Origin of the sequence: Pseudoduganella dura (assembly GCF_009727155.1) — a bacterium.
GTDB lineage: Bacteria > Pseudomonadota > Gammaproteobacteria > Burkholderiales > Burkholderiaceae_D > Rugamonas > Rugamonas dura.
Window position 1 is genome coordinate 2,375,422 of sequence record NZ_WNWM01000002.1, and the last position, 20,606, is coordinate 2,396,027.

The window sequence follows — 20,606 nt, forward strand, 5'->3', positions numbered from 1 at the left end:
GTACGGTATCGCTCAGCCGCCCGCCCCCACCGTCATGCCGTTGCCGGCCGCCAGCTGCGCCTCGTTCTCGTCGAGCACGGTGTTGATGGCGGTGGCCGGCACGGGGCGGCTGAAGTAGTAGCCCTGCATCTGCGAGCAGCCGTGCTCGCGCAGGAACGACAGCTGGTCCAGCGTTTCCACGCCTTCGGAGATCACCTGCAGGTTCAGGTTCGCCGCCAGCGCGATGATGGTGGTGACGATGGCCGCATCGTCCGGGTCGATCGTCAGGTCGCGCACGAAGGCCTGGTCGATCTTCAGCACGTCCACCGCGAAGCGCTTCAGGTGGGCCAGGCTGGAGTAGCCGGTGCCGAAATCGTCGATCGCCAGCTTCACGCCGAGCTTTTTCAGTTCGAGCATCACGCCGATCGCGTGCTCCACGTCGTTCATCACCGCGCTTTCCGTCAATTCGAGTTCCAGCGTTGCCGGTTCCAGCCCCGTTTCGGCCAGTACGCGCGCCACGTCCGCCACGAAATCCTGTTCCGCCATCTGCCGCGCCGAGACATTGACGGCCACCCGCAGGTAAGGGCGCCCTTCCCGTTGCCATTCGACCAGCTGGCGGCAGGCGCTTTCCAGCACCCACGCGCCCAGCGGCAGGATCATGCCGGTTTCTTCCGCGAGCGGGATGAAGCGGCCCGGCGCCACCATGCCCATTTCCGGATGCTGCCAGCGCACCAGCGCCTCCATTGCCACGATGCGGCCGCTGGCGATGTCCACCTGCGGCTGGTAATACAGCACGAATTCGCGGCGTTCGAGCGCGCGGCGCATCGCCGTTTCCATCTGCACCCGCTCGCCCAGCCGCTCGCGCATGGCGGTGGTATAGAACTGGTAATTGTTGCCGCCCATTTCCTTGGCGCGAAACATCGCGATATCGGCCCGTTCCATCAGCACGGCGGCATCGGTGCCGTCGTCCGGGCAGATCGCCACGCCGGCGCTGCCGGAAATGAATTGCTCCTTGTCGTCGAGCATCAGCGGGGCGGCCAGCGCGGCCAGCAGCCGCTGTACCTGCTCGGGCCGGGGATGGCGCGCACCGTTCTCGGGCAGCAGCGTCAATGCGAATTCGTCGCCACCCAGCCGGGCCAGCGTATCGTCCGGCCCCAGGGTTTCGCGCAGCCGCGCGGCCACGATCTGCAGCAGCCGGTCGCCGCCCCGGTGGCCCACGCGGCTGTTGGTGAACTTGAAGCGGTCCAGGTCGAGCGACACCACCCACAGCGCGCGGCCATCGTGCATCGCCTGGCTGATCGCGCCATGCAGGTGCTCGTGGAGCAGCAGCCGGTTCGGCAAGCCGGTCAGCGCGTCGTGCGTGGACTGGTGGTGCAGTTCCGTCTCGTAAGCCTTCATCGCCGTGATGTCGTAATGGATCGCCACGAAATGGGTGACCACGCCATGCTCGTCGCGCACCGGCGAGATATGGGCCTCCACCCAGAACTGCGTGCCATCCTTGCGGTAATTGCGCAGCACCGCGTGCCCGTCGCGCTGCTCGCGCACGGCGGTGCGCAGCGTCTGCGCGCCCGGCTGGCCGGTATCGTCGCGGTACATCAGCCGCGGGCTCTGGCCCATCACCTCGTCGCGCGTGTAGCCGGTCTGCTCCTCGAACGCCGGGTTGACATAGACGATCGGATTGCCGGCGCCGGCCTCCATGATCATGATCACGTTGGTCGACGATTCGATCGCGCGTTCCCGCAGCAGCAGCGAGCGGTTCGCCTGGGCCAGTTGCGCCGTACGCTCCTCGACCAGGCGCCGCACCGTGCGGTTGCGCGTGGCGAGCGTGTGGGCCCAGGCCGTGCCCAGCAGCGTCATCACGACCCCCAGCGCCAGCGCCGACAGCGATGCCAGGTGATCGGCCAGCCCCACCGCGCGATCCATGTCCGCCACCACCTGCCACTGGCGTCCGGCCACGTCGATCGGTACCGACAGCGGCGCGGGCGGCCGCGGGTACAGCCACGACACCGGCGCCATCACGACCGGCTGGTCAAGTTCCGGCGGCGGCGTTCGATAGACCAGGCTTTCCGGGATCTCCCGGCTGTCGGCATAGACATGCAGGCCCACGCGCTGCATGCGCTGGTCGCGGGCATTGAGCACATGGGGCAAGCCGGAAGGCTGCAGCACGTGCGCCACCATCGCACCGGGATCGAGCGCCACCGAGGTTTCACCAATCACCGCCGCACGGCGCGCCGCCATGCCATCGAGCGGCGCACCGAAGCGGTAGACCGGCATCGACACCACCATGCCGGCCACGGTGCCCGGCAACTGTGCCAGCGCCGTCAGCCGGCCGGCTGCGGGCGCGCCGGTGTCGTAGGCGCGCTGCCGGCTGGCTTCGTCGCCGGAAAACATCGTATCCAGGCCCAGCGCCGAGGCATTGGCGCCGAACGGCTCCACGTATTCGATCACGCGGTAGCGGGCACGCCGCGCTGCCGGCACGGTGCGGCCGTTGCGCAATTCCGTCACCTGGGCGCCGGGCAGCACTTGCCGCAGCCCGGCCTCGAACGCATCGCGCTCGGCATCGTCGATGAAACGCAGGTAGCTGATGCCCACCACGAACGGATAGCGGGTCGTCAACGGAACGACGAAGCGGTGGAACTCGTCGCGCGTGACGGCGGGCTTGCTGGCGAACAGCTGGTTCACGCTGCGCAGGCTGTCGATGACGTTGTTGATGCCTTCGGATAGCGCAAACACCCTCACGTGCGCGCGTTGCGTAAACGTGAGCACGATGCGGTCCTGCTCCAGCCGGCTGATGCCGGTGAACAGCAGACCCGTCAGGCCGAGTCCACACAGCAACGCCAGCAGTGCAGGCACGTGTTGCCGTGCATTCCTGGCCCGGGCGAGAACGTTGGTGTCGGGAATTCGGGCCACCTTGGGAACAGGTTGGACGGGACACCAGAGTAGCACGGTTGCAGTCACGCTCGCGCCGGGATGGAAGGCGACGCATAACTTATTGCCGGCTTATACTGACTTTCCCGGCACGCGTTGCCGGGAGGACCGATTTTCATACAGGAGGACACATTGGACAGCGATACGAAATGGATCGACATCGAGGGTGCCGACGGCACCTTCCAGGCTTACCAGGCGTTGCCGCGCGGCGGCAAGGGCCCCGGCATCGTGCTGATCCAGGAGATTTTCGGCGTCAATGCGCACATCCGCAGCGTGGCCGAGCAGTTCGCGGCCGATGGCTACGTGGTGCTGGCACCGGATCTGTTCTGGCGCCAGGGCGCCCATATCGAACTGACGTACGACGAGGCGGACTGGAAAAAGGCCGTGGCGCTGAAAGGCGCCTCGGACAACGGCAAGGCGGTGGCGGACGTGGCGGCCACGATCGAAGCGCTGCGCGGCCTCGACGGCGTGCAGAAAGTGGCCTCGGTAGGTTTTTGCTGGGGCGGACTGCTGTCCTACCTGGCGGCGGCCGCCGGCAACGTGGATGCGGCGGTGGCCTACTATGGCGGCGGCATCCAGAACCAGCTGGACAAGGCCGATGACGTGAAAGTGCCGCTGTTGCTGCATTTCGGCGGCAAGGACAGCCACATCCCGAACGATGCCGTGAAAAGCATCGCGGAACGCTTCGGCGAGCGGGACAACGTGGAAATCCACGTCTACCCGGAAGCGGAGCACGGCTTCAACTGCTCGCACCGCGGCAGCTACCACCAGCGTTCGGCCGCCGAGGCGCGCGGCAACACGCTGCTGTTCCTTTCCGAAAACCTGTAGGCACACCGCCGCACGCTCGTCCCGCCGCGGCAAATGGCGGCGCCCGCGCTAAAATGGATTTTTCAATCCCGGACGCCCCGCGCGGGCGCGCTCCAGCCATGGCCAGACTCAAGCTTGCATTCCCCGAAGAGCAGTTCATTTACTCGACCCTGATGTCGGTGCGCATCACCGACATCAACCACGGCAATCACCTGAGCAACGACTCGATGATCTCGATGATTTCCGAGGCACGCGCGCGCTTCCTGTATGAAAACGGCGTGCGCGAAACCGGGGACGACGGCTGCGGCATCATCGTGACCGACCTGGCCACCACCTACCGCGCCGAAGCCCATGCGCGCGACCAGTTGCTGTTCGAAGTGGGCGTAATGGACTTCAACAAGTACGGCGGCGACATCATCTTCCGCGTTACCCGCCCGGCGGACGGCGTGCTGGTGGCGATGGCGAAGTACGGTTTCGTGTTCTTCAACTACCGCCTGAAGGAAGTGGTGCCGATGCCGGACGATTTCCGCGCGAAGTTTCCGCGCGTCAACTGGGTCGATGCGTGATCGCCCCATGATCGATCAGCGGGCGAGTCGTGGAGGCCGGGTCAGCGCTGGCTTACCTGCGCGCCCATGACCGATTTCTGGAACCAGTCGTCGATCATCTGCTTTTCATAGCGCAGCGCGTCGCCCGATGAATAGCGGTTGATGCGCTGCTGGTACATCATGTTCTTCAGGCCCTCGGTGTCCATGCGGATCACCCGGCCGTTTTCCTCGAGCGTATAGCTGAGCTTGAGCGTGGGCCAGTCGGCGCCGCCGCGCATGATGCGGATATCGTCCATGGCCCAGCGGCGCGGTTCCTCGCGGCCGGCCAGGTCGATGTCGGTCACGGTGATCTTGAGCTCCTGCCCGGGGGGCAAGTCCTTTGCCAGCTTGTCGAAATGCCGGGTCATTTCGCGCAGGACCTGGTCGCGCTCGTGCAGCGAGCGCGGCATGTCGATGAATTCATCGGGCTTTTCATAGTTGACCGTCACGCCGGCGCTGGCGGCGCCTGCCGCTGCCAGCAGCGCCGCGGCCAGCCAGGTGCGAGGTTGCAGTCGCATCATCGTTCCTTTCAGGCGTTTCTCTGGTGATCGAGGCATCAAATATACTCCGATTGCTCCGCCGGATCGTTTCCGGTGTCACGATGTTGTAACAAGTCGCAACTACCATGCTGGCATCTTTCACAACCTGGATGCCTTGTTCATGTCCGAGTACCTCGACCCTTCCCGCCGCCGCCTGTTGAAGTTCCTGTCGGGTACCCCGCTGCTGCTGCCGCTGACCGGGGGCAGCGCCGCTGCCGCCCTGCTGACCGCATGCGGCGGCGACAGCGACGACACGTCCACGTTCACGCCGCCGGCCACGCCGACGCCGGCCACGCTGACGTCCGTGACGTTCTCGGCGATGGCCGCGCCGACGCTGGCCGACGCCGCGAAAATGGCGACCACCACCGTGGGATCGTCGCTGGTGGCCAGCTACAGCGACACCAGCAAGACCACCTACGCGTTGAAGTACGAGACGTTCTTCATCACCGGCGCGATGGTGCCGAACGGCAGCGGCGGCACGATCCTTTCCGGCGGCTATTACGACATCAACAACCAGCCGATCCTGGACAAGACCGACCCGAACCGCCGGCAGTTCTTCTCCGACTGCCCGGACGGCAGTTCGCTGTTGAAGCTTGCCAATGCCACCGTGACCGGCGTGAAAGGCAACCCGGTGTTCGCCGTGGTGCAGTTCGAATACACGAGCCGCAACGTGAAGGGCGACTCGATGTACGGCCTGCTGCCGTCGCCGATCGCGATCCTGACGCTGGACCAGGACAAGGCCACCGGCGCCCTGACGCTGGTGAAATACCACAACGTCGATACCAGCCCGGCCAACGGCCTGTGGATCACCTGCGGCGCCAGCCGCTCGCCGTGGAACACCCACCTGTCGAGCGAGGAATACGAGCCCGATGCCAGCACGATCGCCACCGATGCGCAATTCCGCGATTTCTCGCTGAACCTGTACGGCGACGCCGCGAAGGCCAACCCGTACCACTACGGCCACCTGCCGGAAGTGACCGTCAATCCGGACGGCACCGGCAGCATCAGGAAGCACTACTGCCTGGGCCGCATCTCGCACGAACTGGTGCAGGTAATGCCGGACGAGCGCACCGTGCTGATGGGCGACGACGCCACCAATGGCGGCCTGTTCATGTTCGTTGCCGACAAGGCGCAGGACCTGTCGTCCGGCACGCTGTTCGTGGCGAAATGGCAGCAGAAGACCACCGATAACGGCGGTTCGGCCGACCTGACGTGGATTCGCCTGGGCAAGGCTACGAGCGCCGAGATCAAGGCGCTGGCCGACCGCTACAAGGCGGCCGACATCATGGACATCCGGACCGCCGACCCGGCCGACGCCACGTACACGAAGATCCCGTTCAGCGGCAAGAGCAACTGGGTCAAGGTCAAGCCCGGCATGGAACTGGCGGCCGCCTTCCTGGAAACGCACCGCTATGCGGCGCTGAGGGGCGGCAGCCTGGGCTTCACGAAGATGGAAGGCACCACCGTCAACGCCAAGGACAAGATCGCCTACTCCGCGATCGCGGCGATCGGCTCGCAGATGAAGGATGGCTCGGGCGGCATCGCCATCAAGGGGCCGAGCGCCGGCGCCGTCTATGCGCTGAACATGAAGGGCGGCCAGAAGGATACCGCCGGTACGGCGATCGACAGCGAATGGGTACCGGTCGACATGGCCGCCGTCCCGGCCCTGCTCTCCGAGGACCTGGCCACGCCGGACGCGCTGGGCAACACCGCCAATGCCGACAAGGTGGCCAACCCGGACAACATCAAGTTCTCGGAAAAGCTGCGCACGCTGTTCGTGGGCGAGGATTCCAGCACGCACGTCAACAACTTCCTGTGGGCCTACAACGTGGACACGAAGGTGCTGACCCGCGTGCTGTCGAACCCGGCCGGCGCGGAATCGACCGGCCTGCACGCGGTGGACGACATCAACGGCTTCGCCTACATCATGAGCAATTTCCAGCACGCCGGCGACTGGAACGTATCGCGCAACGCGTCGGGCGCCATCACGGGCGGCCTGCACAAGAACGTGGTCACCACGCTCGACCCGCTGATCCGCGCCAACTACCGCGACGGCTACGGTGCCGCCGTCGGTTACCTGACCGGCATGCCGTCCCTGTCGTAAGCCCCACTCCCCGGAGGGAGGCCCGCGGGCGGCAAGCCCGCACAACGGAGTCCTGATGCGTCGTGCTCACGGCGCAATCCTTCGCCGCACCCGGCTCGCGCCGCGTGCGGTTTTTTTTCGACAGCGCAAGATGCGCCTGGTGTCCGACACCGGTTTTCCGTGATCCTCCCAGATGGTGTCGAATCCGGCTCATGCGCAGTTTTCTGTGCGTTTCCTAACGGCCCTTCTACCATGGCTGGCGCACACTCTGCTCCTCAGCCACATGGAGTCCACCACATGCCCGAAGGCCCTTCCCTCGTCATCCTGAAAGAACTGGTGCAGCCGTACGAAGGCCGCACGATCGCGGCGGCGCACGGCAACAGCAAGGCGGTGCCGTTCGACGATCTGCCCGGCCAGCCGGTCCTGTCGCTGCGCACCTGGGGCAAGCACTTCCTGATCGAACTGCCGCTGTTCACCCTGCGCATCCACTTCCTGATGTTCGGCAGCTACCGGATCGACGAACGCAAGGAAAACAGTCCCGAACGGCTGTCGCTGGCGTTCGAGGAAGGCGGCGAGCTCAATTTCTACACGTGCGCGGTGCAGTTGATCGAAGGCGACCTCGACAAGGCCTATGAATGGCATGCCGACGTAATGGCCGATGCGTGGAAGCCGGCCGCCGCGCTGAAGAAACTGCGGGCCATGCCGGAAACGCTCGTCTGCGATGCGCTGCTCGACCAGACGATCTTTTCCGGGGTGGGCAACATCATCAAGAACGAAGTGCTGTTCCGCCTGAAGATCCACCCGCTGTCGACAGTGGGCGCGCTGCCGGCCGCCAGGCTGCGCGAACTCGTAAAGCAGGCCCGGCAATACAGTTTCGAATTCCTCGAGTGGAAGAAGGCCTACGTGCTGAAGCAGCACTGGCTCGCCCACACGAAACGGATATGCCCGCGTTGCAACGTTGCCTTTCACAAGGCGCACCTGGGCAAGACCAAGCGCCGCACCTTCTGGTGCGAACGTTGCCAGAAACGCTACGGCGAGGTGTTGTAAAGCCGTAGCGCAATCACTATTTCCTGTTGTTAATAAGGAAGGCGACGCATACAATCGGTCATCATGCCCGTAATCCGGGCAGTATTTTATTGTTTTCCCCTTCCTGAAACCCCGTGCCATGTCCTTTCTGTCTACCGCATCGCCCAAACTGCCGCCCTGGAAAATCCTGCTGGTCGACGACGAGCCCGACATCCACGACATCACGAAACTGACGCTGGCCCGCTTCCGCCTCGATGGCCGCGGGCTGACGTTCCTGCATGCCTACAGCGGCCAGGAGGCCAAGGCCGTGCTGACACGCGAGAGCGACATCGCGCTGGTGTTCCTGGACGTGGTGATGGAGCGCGAAGACAGCGGCCTGGAAGTGGCGCGCTGGATGCGGCAAGACCTGGACAACCAGTTCACCCGCATCGTGCTGCGCACCGGCCAGCCGGGCCAGGCGCCCGAGGAACGCGTGATCGTCGACTACGACATCAACGACTACAAGGAAAAGACGGAGCTCGACCGCACCAAGCTGTTCACCACCACGTTCGCGGCGCTGCGCGCCTACCGCGACATCATGAAGGTCGAGGACGCGCGCCAGCAGCAGGTCCACTACCGCGAGGGGCTGGAGAGGGTGATCGCGGCATCGACCCACATCTTCAAGCAGCGCAACCTGAAGGACTTTGCCAGCGGCCTGCTGCAGCAGGTCGTGGCGCTGTTGCGGCTCGAGCACAGCATGCTGCTGCGGCTGCGCGGCGCCACCGCGATCGCCGGCGAAGGCGATTTCGAGGTACTGGCACAGATCGGCGAGGAAACGCTGCTGACGCCGGAACTGATCGCCCAGCTGCAGGCGGCCGAACGCAACCGCATTTCGCGGCTGGAGGGCGACGTCTATGTCGGCTATTTCCCGAACCACAGCGGCAAGGCTTCGCTGCTGGTGCTGAAAGGCGTCGACGAGATTTCCGAGATCGATACCAAGCTGCTGGAAATCTTCTGCAGCGACGTGGCGATCGCCTTCGACAACATCTTGCTGAGCCAGGAGATCACCGATACCCAGGCCGAACTGATCATGCGCCTCGGCGACGTGGTCGAATCGCGCTCCCACGAAGCGGGCAACCACGTGCGCCGCATGTCCGAGGTGTGCCACCTGCTGGCGAAAGCCTCCGGCATGCCGGACGACGAAACCGCGGTGCTCAAGCATGCCGCGCCGATGCACGACATCGGCAAGATCGCCACGCCCGATGCCGTGCTGCTCAAACCCGGCAAGCTCGATGCGGATGAATGGGAAATCATGAAGCAGCACCCGGCCGTGGGCGCGTCGATCCTCGACGGCTCGCAGCGCCCGATCCTGAAGGCCGCCGCCGTGATCGCCCACCAGCACCATGAGAAATACGACGGCACCGGTTATCCGCAGGGACTGAAGGGCGAGGAGATTCACGTGTATGCCCGCATCGTCGCCGTGGCGGACGTGTTCGACGCACTGATGCACAAGCGCGTCTACAAGGATGCCTGGCCGGTCGACCGCGTGATCGCCCACCTGCGCGAAGTCGCCGGCCACCACCTCGATCCGCGTTTCGTCGAACTGCTGATCGAGAACGTGGACGAGGCGCTGGCGATCACCGCGCGGCTGCCGGACTGACCGGGATCAGCGCTTGCGCTGGTCGCGCGGGAACCGCAGCTTGTAGTGCAGGCCCATGCCGGGCGCGCTGGTCGCCCGGATCGTGCCGCCCAGCGGGCCGGTGACGAGGTTGTACAGGATGTGCGCCCCCAGCCCCGAGCCGCCGCTGCCCCGCTTCGTGGTGAAGAACGGGTCGAACATCTGGCCCAGCGTGTGCTGGTCCATGCCGATGCCGTCGTCGCTGTAGTCGAACGTCACGTGATCGCCGTCGAGCCGCCCGGCGATCCGGATGGCGCCCGGCTGGTCTTCGCCGAAGCCGTGCACCAGCGAATTCTCGATCATGTTCGTGACGATCTGCGACACCGCGCCGGGGAAGCTGTCCAGGTCGATGTCCGCCGGGCAGTCCACCTCGACCTTGACCGCCTTGCCTTTCAGCTTGGGCTGCAGCGACAGCAGCACCTCGGCCACGTATTTCGCCAGGTTGAAGTGGCGGATGTTTTCCGACGACTGGTCCACCGCCACCTGCTTGAAGCTGCGCACCAGCGCCGCGGCGCGCTGCGTGTTGGTGGTCATGATCCGCAGCGACTGGTCGACGGTATCGAAGAACGTGTTCAGCGTCTCTTCGTCGAGCCGGCCTTCGGCCAGGTCTTCGCGCGTCAGTTTGAGTTCCTGCACCAGGTGCGACGTGGCCGTCACGCAGATGCCCAGCGGCGTGTTGATCTCGTGGGCCACGCCGGCCACGAGCCGGCCCAGCGACGCCAGCTTTTCCTGCCGCACCAGTTCCGACTGGGCATCCTGCAACTGCGTCAGCGCATGGTTCAGCGCCTCGTTCCGCTGTTCCAGCGAAGCCCTGGCCTGGTCCAGCCGCAGCGTGCGTTCCTGCACGGCGCGTTCGAGCCGGTCCATGCTTTGCAGTCCCTGCAGCGCGGACGACACCTGGTTTGCGATCAGCGCGAACAGCGCCTGGTCTTCCTCGCTGTAGGTATGTTCCCTGTCATAGCTTTGAATGACGATCGCGCCGATCGGCTGGTGGTTCTGGTCCATCAGCGGGCAGCCGATCCAGTGTTCGGCGACGGTGCCCCTGCCATACGCGGCCACCTGCCGGCGCGAGATGTGCTCGGCCGCCGTCATCGCCAGGCAGCGGCGGTTCAGGATCACCCATGCGGTGGGCGACTCGTCCGGCGAGGCCAGGTGGGTGACTTCTTCGGGATCGGGCGGCGCATCGGCTTCGTCGACGTAATAGACGAAGCGCACCGCGTTGGGCTCGCCGTCGCGGTCGTTCAGCGCCACGTAGAAATTGGCCGCATACATGAGGCGTCCCAGCGCGCCGTGCACGGCACGCAGGAACTGGACGATATCGGTACAGCGGGTGGACAGCTGCCCGATTTCCAGCAGCATGGCCTGGACGGTTTCAAGGCGGCGAAGGCGGTCTTCCATGAATTTCCCGGAAAAATAATGCAATAGGGAAATATACCAGCCACGCCAGCCAGGGGCCACCCCGGGGCCAGCGCGCCGCCCAAAAAGCAACAGCCGGGGCTTCCCTTAAGACGGTTTCCGGTAGCCGCCTTCGATCCAGTCGGTGGCGCTGGTGATGGACAGCCGGAAGTCCGGCCGCGTGCGCACCGAGGCCAGTTCGTCGCCATACTCGTCGACGGCCGTCAGCGTGGCATACGGCTCATCCTCGTCCGGCGTGATGACCAGCTTGACGGTGACCGCGGCGCCCTCCTCGGTGGTGACGCGCACCGATTTGTGCAGCCGCGCGTGCAGCTGCTGCTCGTGGCGGCGGAGCACCTCGTTGGCGGTCTTGACCAGCGTGTGGAACGCGGAGACATCGAGCGGCTTCGGGTTTTTCTTGTCGCGGCCCATCGTCCATGGCCCCACCAGCGCCGGTTCCGGTTCGCCATCCTTGATCATCGCCACGGCCCAGCCTTCATCGTCATCGTTCTTGATGACGCGGGCGGTCCAGCCCTGGCCCTGCCATACGCGGGCTTCCTGGATCAGCGCATCTTCGGCTTCATGCGCCGGTTCATGGGCGTCGTCGTCATGGCCACCCGTTTCATGGCCGCCTTGTTGCTGTCCGTTCTGGTCCTGCGGCTCGATCAGATCTTGCATGGGTCCTCTCGGTGATTACTGTATAAATATCCAGTAGTATAGCAGCTCCGGCAGGAAAAATGGGAGCCTCCGGGGCGCCACGTATGGGGGATGCCGGGCGGCCCGCCGGCACCGGACAATGGCATCCATGAAAACTACTACTCTTTGCCATTGCCTGGCGCGCCTTGCCGTCATTGCCGGCTGCGCCGCCGCATCGCTGGTCCACGCCCAGCAGGTGCAGGTCTACGGCCGCCTGAACGTTTCCGTGGAAGCGGCCCGCGCGCCCGGCGCGCACGTGGAGCGCATGGTCAACAACCGCTCGGTGCTGGGCTTTCGCGGCAGCGAAGACCTGGGCGGCGGCCTGAAGGCGCTGTTCCAGGTCGAAGGCACGCTGGCGCCCGACACCGGGGCCGGCGAGATCGCCCGGCGCGACACGCGCATCGGGCTGGAAGGTCCGTTCGGCACCGTGTTCGCCGGCCACTGGGTAACGGCCTACAACGGCGCCACATCGAGCCTCGATCCGTTCTACCCGACCACGGCCGGCTACATGAGCATCCTGGCCAACGGCGCCGCATCGTCCACCGACAACGTCGCCGACGTGGCCTCGTTCGACCGCCGCCAGGCCAACAGCGTGCACTGGTGGTCGCCCCGCTGGCATGGCTGGACGTTGCGCGCCACGCACGGGCTTGCCGAAGAGCGCCCGGCCAGTGGCGCGCGGCCCTCGCTGCTGTCGCTGGCGCTGATCCACGACGCCGGGCCGCTGTACCTGGCGCTGGCCCACGAGCGCCACCACGAATACCACGGCCCCGGCACTGCCGATACCGGCACGAAGGCGGCGGCCGGCTATACCTTCGGAACCACGCGGGTGGCCCTGGTCGCCGAGCGCCTCGAATACGAACTGCCGGCCGGCCAACTGGCCCGCAATGCGCTGTACCTGTCGCTGAGCCATCAGGCCGGGCGCCATGGCCTGCGCGCCAGCATCGGCAAGGCCGGCGACGGCCACGGCGGCGGTACCGTCGGCTTCGTGCGCGGCGGCGCGGACACCGGCGCCCTGCATGCGACCGCCGGCTACGAGTACGGGTTCTCGCCGCGCACCACCGTGTATGCCTATCACACGCGGCTGCGCAACGACGGCAATGCAGCGTATGACTTCCCGATCAACGGCGTGGGCATGCTGGCGGCGTCGCTGACCGGCGCGCGCATCTCGGCCACGTCGCTCGGCATGCGGCACAGTTTTTAGAACCCCGGCAGCCCGAGGCCTTGGTGTCGGACACTTTTTCCGGACGATTTGCCCGGAAAAGGTGTCGGACACCGGTGTTCGCCAGCGCACCTGGCACCGATTCCCTTCAGTTCACCCCGCAAAACCAGCCGTTCGTCGCTTCCCCCCGCTTCCCCATGCATGGCCGCGTAAAGTCCAATCATCGCCACAGCCACTCACCCGGAGCCATCATGAAAAAACTTCTCGCCGTTACCATCGTCGTGCTGCTGTTCATCGCGGCCTGCAATACCTTCGACCATCCGTGGGGCCATGACTTCCACGTGAACGTCGACGGCGACGAATTCGGCGGGCCGTTCGGCTGGCTGCTGGGCGTGCTGCTGGCCGGCGGCGGGGTGCTGGTCGGTGCCGTGGTGCTGGTGTGCGCGGCCATGCTGGCCGGCCTGCTGTTCGCCGGCCTGGGCATGCTGGTGGTGGTCGGCCTCGCCGCGCTGGGCATCGCGATCGCCGCCGCGCTGTCGCCGCTGCTGCTGCCGCTGGCGATCGTCATCGGACTGGTGTGGTATTTCAACCGCCGCGGCAGGAAGAGCGTGCCGGCACCGAAGGAAGCCGCGGTCTGAAATCCGCCGCGCAATGAAAAACAGGGGCCGCGATCGCGGCCCCTGTCGTTTTACGCGGCCTTCCCGGCAACGTAGTTCTTGTAGCCCCTGGCCCGCAGCGCGCAGGCCGGGCATTCGCCGCAGCCATAGCCCCAGTCGTGCAGCGCCCCGCGCTCGCCCTTGTAGCAGGTATGCGTGTCGGCGCGGATCAGGTCCACCAGCGGCTGGCCGCCGAGATCCTCGGCCAGTTCCCACGTTTGCGCCTTGTCCAGCCACATCAGCGGCGTTTCCAGCTTGTTGCGGGTATCCATGCCCAGGTTCAGCGCCACCTGCAGGGCCTTCATCGTATCGTCGCGGCAGTCGGGATAACCGGAGAAATCCGTCTCGCACATGCCGCCCACCAGCACGTTCAGGCCGCGGCGGTAGGCCAGCGTGGCCGCCACCGTCATGAACATCAGGTTGCGGCCGGGGACGAACGTGTTCGGCAAGCCGTTGGCCTGCATCGTGATCTCGATATCCTCGGTCATCGCCGTCTGCGACAGCTGGGAAATGAGGCCGAGGTCGATCATGTGGTCCTCGCCCAGCCTGGCATCCCAGTCCGGGCGCAGCGCGCGCAGCTTCTGCAGCAGATGCGGGCGCATCGTCAGCTCGATCGCATGGCGCTGGCCATAATCGAAACCGATCGTTTCAACCCGTTCGTAACGGTCCAGTGCCCAGGCCAGGCATGTGGTGGAATCCTGCCCGCCGGAGAACAGCACCAGGGCGGCATCGCGTGTCATCATCGAATCCTTCAGAAAATACTAAAACTCTTATTGGTACGCCATCTTTTTTACCGATCCGGTAACATCCAGGCCGATAACACTCAACCATCCATCACCGGGATCACGAATTTTGGCACAACTCGTCACAAATGTAATGCGGCTGGCCTGCGCGGCGGTGCTTGCGGCGCCGCTGGCTCTCTATGCCGCGGAGGGGCTGCAGTACAACGTCCGGATCAATGCGCCAGGCGACCTCGACGAGCTGCTGGAAGCCAACCTGGATCTCGTCAAGTACCGCGGCAACCCGCGCACCGACCTGGAACAGCTGCGCCGCATGGTGCGCACGGCGCCGGCACAGGCCAACACGCTGCTGGCGACCGAAGGCTTCTACTCCCCCACCGTCAACGTGCGGCTCGATGAAAGCGGCACCACGCCGCAGGTCGTCGTCGACGTGACGCCCGGCGAGCCGGTGCTGGTCGGTTCGGTCGAGATCGTGCTGAACGGCTTCGCGTCCAACCCGGAATCGCCGTTCGACAAGGAGGCGCTGAAGGCCAGCTGGCCGCTGGCCGAGGGCCAGGTATTCCGCCAGGGCGACTGGGAAACCGCCAAGCGCGCGATCCTGCGCGCCGTGGTGCAGACCCGCTACCCGCGCGCGCAGATGACGGAAAGCGTGGCCACCGTCGATCCCGATACCAGACGCGCGCTGCTGCGCGTGGCGCTCGACAGCGGCCCGGAGATGCGCTTCGGCGAAATCAGGATCGACGGACTGAAGCGCTACCCCGAGGAGGTCATCCGCAACCTCAACAAGATCAACCCGGGCGACCTGTACAGCGAAGCGGCGCTGCAGGCATTCCAGGCGAAGCTGCAGGACACTGGCTATTTCTCGTACGTGGAAGTGACGGCGGACCTGAACACGCTGATCGGCGAACGGCAGGAAGCGCAGGCAGAGAAAAGCGCAGGCGCGCCGGCGCCGGCCACCCTGCCGCCGGTGCCGCTGCTGGTGCACGTGGTGGAAAACAAGCGCAAGAACGTCAGCGTCGGCGTGGGCTTTTCCACCAATACGGGCGGGCGCACGTCGGTCAGCTACGACGACCTGGCGATCTGGAACCTGCGCCTGAAAAGCGCATTGACGGTGGAGCAGAAGAAGCAGAAGGCCAACGGCGACTTCTACTTCCCCACCACGGCCGATGGCTACAACGACAGCTTCGGCGGCGCGCTCGAGCGCAACGACATCGAAGGCGAGATCACCCGCACCGCATCGGTATACGGCAAGCGCGCCTGGGGCACGCCGCTGCTGGAGCGCAGCATCTCGGCCGAGTACCTGAACGAAAGCACGTCGGTGGCCGGCGCCGAATCGAAACATGCGATGAGCGTGCCGATCACCTATGCCGTCACGTGGCGCAAGCTGGACAACCTGATCTTCCCGACCAGCGGCTATGTGCTCAACGCCACCGCCGGCGGCGCGCTGCTGCCGATCCTGACGGACGAGAAATTCATTCGCGTCACGGCACGCGGCATCACCTACCGCCCGCTGGACGCGAAGAACATGCTGATCTTCCGCGGCGAAATCGGCGCGCTGCGCTCGGGCAGCAAGGATGGCGTGCCCACCACCTACCTGTTCCGCGCCGGCGGCGACAATTCGGTGCGCGGCTATGCCTACCAGGAGCTGGGCGTGCAGGAAGGCGATGCCACCGTTGGCGGCCGCTACCTGGCCACCGCCAGCGCCGAATACCAGTACTGGTTCCGCCCCACCTGGGGCGCGGCCGTGTTCTACGATGCCGGCAATGCCGCCGATTCGCTGTCCGACATCCACCCGAAATCGGGCTACGGCATCGGCGCGCGCTACAAGAGCCCGGTGGGCCCGATCAATGTCGACGTGGCCTATGGCCACGCGGTGCGCAAGGCGCGCCTGCACTTCTCACTTGGATTCACGTTCTGATGGCCGACGATACCAACACCCCGCAGAACCCGGCCGAAACCGGCGGCGATACCACGCCCCTGCCCCGCAAGGAACGCCGCTGGCTGCGCCGCACGCTGATCGGCACCGGCATCACCGTGGTCGTCCTCGGCGGCGCGATCTGGCTGCTGGGCCGCGAAACCACGCTGCAGCAGATCGCCCAGCGCGTGGCCAGCGCCAGCGGCGGCGCCATCACGATCACCGGCGTGACCGGCTCGCTGTACAACCACATGCACATCGGCCGCGTGGTCTACAAGGGCAAGACCAGCACGATCACGGCCGACAATATCGACATCGACTGGTCGCCGCTGCAGTTCTTCTCGTCCGGCATCGAGATCAGCCAGCTGCGCGTGGCGTCCGTGCTGATGCAGACCACCGGCGAAGACGACGAACCGCTGACAGTGCCGGCATCGCTGGCGCCGCCGTTCCGTATCTCGGTGGACGACGCACAGTTGCTGAAGCTGACGATGGTGGGCCTGACCGGCACCCGCAACAACATCACCGACATCCGCGCGAAGCTGTATGGCGACAAGACGCAATGGCAGCTGACGGGCGCCAGCGCCGTGACGCCGATCGGCCGCGTGGCGGCGGACGGCACCATCGGCGCGCAAAAACCGTTCGCGCTGCAGGCGAAGGCCGCGCTGACCGAGGTGCGCATCGCGCCGGGCCAGCCTTCGGCGCAACTGACGGCCGCCGCCACCGGCAACCTGTCGCTGATGACGCTGGCGATCAAGGGCACGTCCCCGAACGCCAACGGCGACGGCGTGGTGACGTTGACGCCGTTCGAGAAAATCCCGCTGCGCACGGCGGACATCCGCGCGCATGGCGTCGATCCGTCGCGCTTCCAGTCGGCATGGCCGAAGGCCAGCCTGGACCTGCGCGTGAAGGCCGACATCGGCACGCAGCAGCAGGTGAGCGGCCTGCTCGAACTGACCAACACGGCCACGCCGGGCCCGATCGACCGGCAACTGCTGCCGTTGAAGGCCGTCACGGCACGCCTGGGCGGCAACCTCACGACGGCCACGCTGGACAACCTGCTGATCGACCTGGGCAATGCCGGCCGCTTCACCGGCAACGGCCGCATCGAGCGCACCGGCCCGGACGGCGGCATCGAAACGGCCGATATCCGGCTGCACACGGACCGCATCGACCTGCGCGCCATCCACGGCGCCGCGAACACCACGGCGATCGCCGGCGACGTGTCGGCACGGAGCACCGGCAAGATCCAGACCTTCGACGTCAACCTTGCCGAGAAAAACCTGCGGCTGGACGCGCACGCGAAGCTCGAAGACACGCTGGTGACGATCGAGCGCGCCCGCCTGCAGGCTGGCCGCGGCACCATCGGCGTGACGGGCCGCGCCAGCCTGGCGGACGACCGCGCGTTCAAGGCGGCGGCCACGGTGGACCGCTTCGATCCGGCGGCCCTCGGCGACTTCCCCAGGGCGGACCTGAATGCCGTGGCCAACGTGGCCGGCAAGCTGGTACCCGAATTGCAGGCCGCCGTCGACTTCACGATCCGGCCCAGCAAGTTGATGGGGCAACCTCTCAGCGGCAGCGGCAAGCTCGATGCCGACGCGCAGCACCTGACGAACATCGCCGCCAGCGTGGCGATGGGCCGCAACACGGTCGAGGCACGCGGGGCCTTCGGCCTGCCGGCCGAAAAGCTGAACTGGAAGCTCGACGCGAAGGACCTGGCGGCGCTGCAGGCGGACCTGGCAGGTTCGGTCAGCGGCAGCGGCGTGGCCACCGGCGGCTATGCCGCGCCGCGCACCAGCTTCGACATCGATGCGCGCGGCCTCGGCCTCGCGGGTGCGAAGGTGCGCGCGCTGGACAGTTCGATCCGCGCCGCCGGCCAGTTCGCGCTGGCCGGCAAGGACAAGCAGCCGGAAGTGACGATGTCCGGCAGCCTGCGGCGGGTGAACCCGGCCGCGTTCGCGGCCTCGGCCCCGGCCGGCAACCTGAACGCCACGTTCTCCGGCAATGCGCGGCTGGCGGCCGACTGGCGCGCCAACGTCGACCTCGACCTGGCGCCCTCGACGCTGGTCGATGCGCCATTGTCCGGCCACGCGAAAGTGGCCGCCGACCACCGCCACGTCGACAAGGCCGATGTCGACCTGCGCCTGGGCCCGAACAGCCTGCGGGCGCAGGGCGCGTTCGGCGCACCGGCGGACCGGCTGAACTGGAAACTCGATGCGCCCCAGCTGTCCAGCCTGGGCGCGGGCTTCGGCGGCGTGCTGCGCGGTACCGGCACGCTGGGCGGCACGATGCAGAAACCCACGCTGTCGTTCGGCATCGAAGGCAACTCCCTGCGCTTCATGACGCAGCACCAGGTGCGCTCGATCAAGGCCACCGGCACGCTCGGCAACGTCGACGCGCTGGTGGCGGACGTGAACGTGACCGGCTACAGCTCGCCCACGCTCTCGGTGGATCGCGCGCGGCTGCAGAGCAGCGGCTCGGGCAGCGCCCACACGATCGCGCTGTCCGCGGCGAATTCGGACTTCGACGCGGCACTGCGCATCAGGGGCGGCTGGGCCAACGACACGTGGACCGGCAGCATCGACACGCTGCAGAACCGCGGCCGCTTCGCACTGACCCTGCAGGCGCCGGCACCGCTGGTGATCGCGGCGCCGAAAGGCAGCGGCGTGGCGGGCCTGGCGAATCCGGACCGGATCGCGCTGTCGAATGCGGTCATCGGCCTGCCGGAAGGCAGCCTGCGCGTGGAAAGCCTGGAAAAGAACGGCCCGCGCTGGCGCAGCCGCGGCGCGGCCGCCGGCGTGCCGGCCACGTATCTCGCGCAGTTGTCCGACGCGTGGCGCGGCCGCGTCGTCAGCGACCTGACGCTGGGCGCGAACTGGGGCATCGACATGACGATGCCGGCCACTGCCGCCGGTTCTGCAAATTCGGCACCGGCGCTGGACGGCTCGGTGCGCGTGTTCCGTGAAAAAGGCGACATCACGGTGACGGGCGGCGCCAAGCCGCTGGCGCTGGGCCTGTCGCAGCTGCAGGCCGGCGTCAACGTTTCCGGCAGCACGCTGAAGGTGCAGGCAGGCATGACCGGCACGCGCGCCGGCCGCATCGCGCTCGATGCCACCGCGCAGCTGCGCGATGGCCGTATCCCCGGCGACAGCCCGCTGGCCGTGACCGGCAGCGTGGACGTGCCGTCGATCGCATGGCTGTCGCCGCTCGTCGGCATGGAGGGCCTGGAACTCGACGGTGCCCTGAAAGCGGCGATCGCCGGCAGCGGCACCGTCGCCAATCCGGCGCTGAACGGCGACGTATCGGGCAATGGCCTGGTGATCAACTGGGCCGACCAGGGCGTGCGCCTGCGTAACGGCCAGTTGCAGGCGCGCGTGGCCGGCGACCAGCTCACGCTGCAGAAGCTGCACCTGGAAGGCCGTACCGGCCGCGCCGATGCCGAAGGCTGGGTAAAGCTGGCGGGCAAGGAAATGACGATGAACCTGAAGCTCACGGCGGACAAGCTCGAAGCGCTGTCGCGCCCGGACCGCACGCTGGTGCTGTCCGGCTCCAGCGACATCGTGCGCGATGCGAAGCGCTTCCAGCTGAACGGCAAGTTCCGCGCCGACCGCGCCGACATCGAGCTGCCGGACGAGAACTCGCCGACCATCAGCGACGACGTGGTGATCCTCGGCCGTACCAAGCCCTCGATCAAGGAAACCGCGCAGGCGATGCCGCTGAACGTGGACCTGGAAGCGGACCTGGGCAACGACTTCCGCCTGAAGGGCAAGGGCCTGGATGCCTACCTGGCCGGCGGCGTGCACGTGCGCATCGCGGACCGGCGGCCGCCGCGCATCAACGGCAGCATCCGCGTGGCCAGCGGCACCTACGCGGCCTATGGCCAGAAGCTGGCGATCGAACGCGGCGTGATCAACTTCACGGGCGCCTACGACAACCCGGGCCTGAACATCCTCGCGGTGCGCAAGCGGCCGGAAGGCACCGAACTGTCCGATACCAACGTGGAAGCCGGCGTCGAAGTGCGCGGCACGGCGCTGTCGCCGACCGCGCGGCTGGTGTCCACGCCAACCGTGCCGGACAGCGAGAAGCTGTCGTGGCTCGTGCTGGGACACGGCATGGACGACATGCAGGGCAACGAGATGGGCCTGCTCGGCACCGCCGCCGGCGCGCTGTTCGGCGGCAAGGGCGGCGGCAGCTTCGCCAACAAGATCGGGCTGGACGAGCTCGGCGTCTCGCAGGGCAGCGGCACCGCCACCGGCCTGGAAAACACCGTCGTCACGGTCGGCAAGAAGCTGTCGTCGCGCGCCTACCTCGGCTTCGAGCAGGGCGCCGGCAGCGCCACCTCGCTAGTCAAGCTGCGCTACAAGCTGAACCAGCGGATCACGCTGCAGTTCCAGACCGGCACGAACAACGCGCTGGATGTGCTGTATACGTGGGCGTTTGATTGA

General features: G+C 66.5%; 14 protein-coding genes. 9 read left to right on the top strand and 5 right to left on the bottom strand.

The window, feature by feature from the left end:
• Positions 1 to 12: 12 nt before the first annotated feature.
• Positions 13 to 2,832: a bifunctional diguanylate cyclase/phosphodiesterase gene (locus tag GJV26_RS10420; RefSeq protein WP_155708758.1), complete on the bottom strand. Its 2,820-nt coding sequence runs from the start codon at positions 2,830 to 2,832 to the stop codon at positions 13 to 15.
• Positions 2,833 to 3,039: 207 nt separating this feature from the next.
• Here GJV26_RS10420 and GJV26_RS10425 point away from each other — a divergent pair, with 207 nt between their 5' ends.
• Positions 3,040 to 3,735, top strand: coding sequence for a dienelactone hydrolase family protein (locus tag GJV26_RS10425; protein ID WP_155708759.1), 696 nt, complete (start codon positions 3,040 to 3,042; stop codon positions 3,733 to 3,735).
• A gap of 98 nt (positions 3,736 to 3,833) precedes the next feature.
• Positions 3,834 to 4,280: a thioesterase family protein gene (locus tag GJV26_RS10430; protein WP_155708760.1), complete on the top strand. Its 447-nt coding sequence runs from the start codon at positions 3,834 to 3,836 to the stop codon at positions 4,278 to 4,280.
• A gap of 41 nt (positions 4,281 to 4,321) precedes the next feature.
• On the opposite strand, the gene GJV26_RS10435 is transcribed toward GJV26_RS10430, so the two are convergent.
• On the bottom strand, positions 4,322 to 4,816 hold the full coding sequence (locus GJV26_RS10435) for a DUF3016 domain-containing protein (protein ID WP_155712376.1): 495 nt from the start codon (positions 4,814 to 4,816) through the stop codon (positions 4,322 to 4,324).
• A gap of 142 nt (positions 4,817 to 4,958) precedes the next feature.
• Here GJV26_RS10435 and GJV26_RS10440 point away from each other — a divergent pair, with 142 nt between their 5' ends.
• From GJV26_RS10440 to GJV26_RS10450, 3 genes are all read left to right on the top strand, one after another.
• Complete coding sequence (locus tag GJV26_RS10440; RefSeq protein ID WP_155708761.1) at positions 4,959 to 6,941, top strand: PhoX family protein; 1,983 nt, start codon at positions 4,959 to 4,961, stop codon at positions 6,939 to 6,941.
• A 276-nt stretch (positions 6,942 to 7,217) separates the two neighbouring features.
• Entirely contained in the window at positions 7,218 to 7,967 is a 750-nt protein-coding gene (locus GJV26_RS10445; RefSeq protein WP_155708762.1) for a DNA-formamidopyrimidine glycosylase family protein, read from the top strand.
• 118 nt (positions 7,968 to 8,085) lie between these two features.
• Complete coding sequence (locus GJV26_RS10450) at positions 8,086 to 9,585, top strand: response regulator (RefSeq protein WP_155708763.1); 1,500 nt, start codon at positions 8,086 to 8,088, stop codon at positions 9,583 to 9,585.
• A gap of 6 nt (positions 9,586 to 9,591) precedes the next feature.
• Here GJV26_RS10450 and GJV26_RS10455 read toward each other — a convergent pair whose 3' ends face one another.
• The gene (locus GJV26_RS10455; protein ID WP_155708764.1) at positions 9,592 to 11,001 is read right to left on the bottom strand and encodes a sensor histidine kinase; all 1,410 of its coding nucleotides are present in this window, start codon (positions 10,999 to 11,001) and stop codon (positions 9,592 to 9,594) included.
• Positions 11,002 to 11,106: 105 nt separating this feature from the next.
• Complete coding sequence (locus tag GJV26_RS10460; RefSeq protein ID WP_229419256.1) at positions 11,107 to 11,676, bottom strand: hypothetical protein; 570 nt, start codon at positions 11,674 to 11,676, stop codon at positions 11,107 to 11,109.
• A gap of 127 nt (positions 11,677 to 11,803) precedes the next feature.
• Between GJV26_RS10460 and GJV26_RS10465 the strand changes: the two genes are divergently transcribed.
• Positions 11,804 to 12,895: a porin gene (locus GJV26_RS10465; protein WP_155708765.1), complete on the top strand. Its 1,092-nt coding sequence runs from the start codon at positions 11,804 to 11,806 to the stop codon at positions 12,893 to 12,895.
• A gap of 209 nt (positions 12,896 to 13,104) precedes the next feature.
• Positions 13,105 to 13,491: a hypothetical protein gene (locus tag GJV26_RS10470; protein WP_155708766.1), complete on the top strand. Its 387-nt coding sequence runs from the start codon at positions 13,105 to 13,107 to the stop codon at positions 13,489 to 13,491.
• 50 nt (positions 13,492 to 13,541) lie between these two features.
• On the opposite strand, the gene queC is transcribed toward GJV26_RS10470, so the two are convergent.
• Positions 13,542 to 14,252, bottom strand: a complete 711-nt coding sequence (queC, locus tag GJV26_RS10475; RefSeq protein ID WP_155708767.1) for a 7-cyano-7-deazaguanine synthase QueC — start codon at positions 14,250 to 14,252, stop codon at positions 13,542 to 13,544.
• 133 nt (positions 14,253 to 14,385) lie between these two features.
• On the opposite strand from queC, the gene GJV26_RS10480 reads away from it, so the two are divergent.
• Positions 14,386 to 16,167 carry an autotransporter assembly complex protein TamA gene (locus tag GJV26_RS10480; protein ID WP_155708768.1) on the top strand — a complete coding sequence of 594 codons (1,782 nt, stop codon included), beginning with the start codon at positions 14,386 to 14,388 and terminating at the stop codon, positions 16,165 to 16,167.
• Positions 16,167 to 20,606 (top strand): translocation/assembly module TamB domain-containing protein, encoded by a 4,440-nt coding sequence (locus GJV26_RS10485; RefSeq protein WP_155708769.1) that lies wholly within the window; start codon positions 16,167 to 16,169, stop codon positions 20,604 to 20,606. The genes GJV26_RS10480 and GJV26_RS10485 overlap by 1 nt, the downstream gene beginning before the upstream one ends.

Coding starts and splice junctions, on each gene's coding strand:
- GJV26_RS10435 (WP_155712376.1), bottom strand. CDS start 4,816: ATGCGACTGCAACCTCGCACCTGGCTGGCCGCGGCGCTGCTGGCAGCG.
- GJV26_RS10485 (WP_155708769.1), top strand. CDS start 16,167: ATGGCCGACGATACCAACACCCCGCAGAACCCGGCCGAAACCGGCGGC.
- GJV26_RS10465 (WP_155708765.1), top strand. CDS start 11,804: ATGAAAACTACTACTCTTTGCCATTGCCTGGCGCGCCTTGCCGTCATT.
- GJV26_RS10455 (WP_155708764.1), bottom strand. CDS start 11,001: ATGGAAGACCGCCTTCGCCGCCTTGAAACCGTCCAGGCCATGCTGCTG.
- queC (WP_155708767.1), bottom strand. CDS start 14,252: ATGATGACACGCGATGCCGCCCTGGTGCTGTTCTCCGGCGGGCAGGAT.
- GJV26_RS10430 (WP_155708760.1), top strand. CDS start 3,834: ATGGCCAGACTCAAGCTTGCATTCCCCGAAGAGCAGTTCATTTACTCG.
- GJV26_RS10460 (WP_229419256.1), bottom strand. CDS start 11,676: ATGCAAGATCTGATCGAGCCGCAGGACCAGAACGGACAGCAACAAGGC.
- GJV26_RS10445 (WP_155708762.1), top strand. CDS start 7,218: ATGCCCGAAGGCCCTTCCCTCGTCATCCTGAAAGAACTGGTGCAGCCG.
- GJV26_RS10470 (WP_155708766.1), top strand. CDS start 13,105: ATGAAAAAACTTCTCGCCGTTACCATCGTCGTGCTGCTGTTCATCGCG.
- GJV26_RS10480 (WP_155708768.1), top strand. CDS start 14,386: ATGCGGCTGGCCTGCGCGGCGGTGCTTGCGGCGCCGCTGGCTCTCTAT.
- GJV26_RS10450 (WP_155708763.1), top strand. CDS start 8,086: ATGTCCTTTCTGTCTACCGCATCGCCCAAACTGCCGCCCTGGAAAATC.
- GJV26_RS10440 (WP_155708761.1), top strand. CDS start 4,959: ATGTCCGAGTACCTCGACCCTTCCCGCCGCCGCCTGTTGAAGTTCCTG.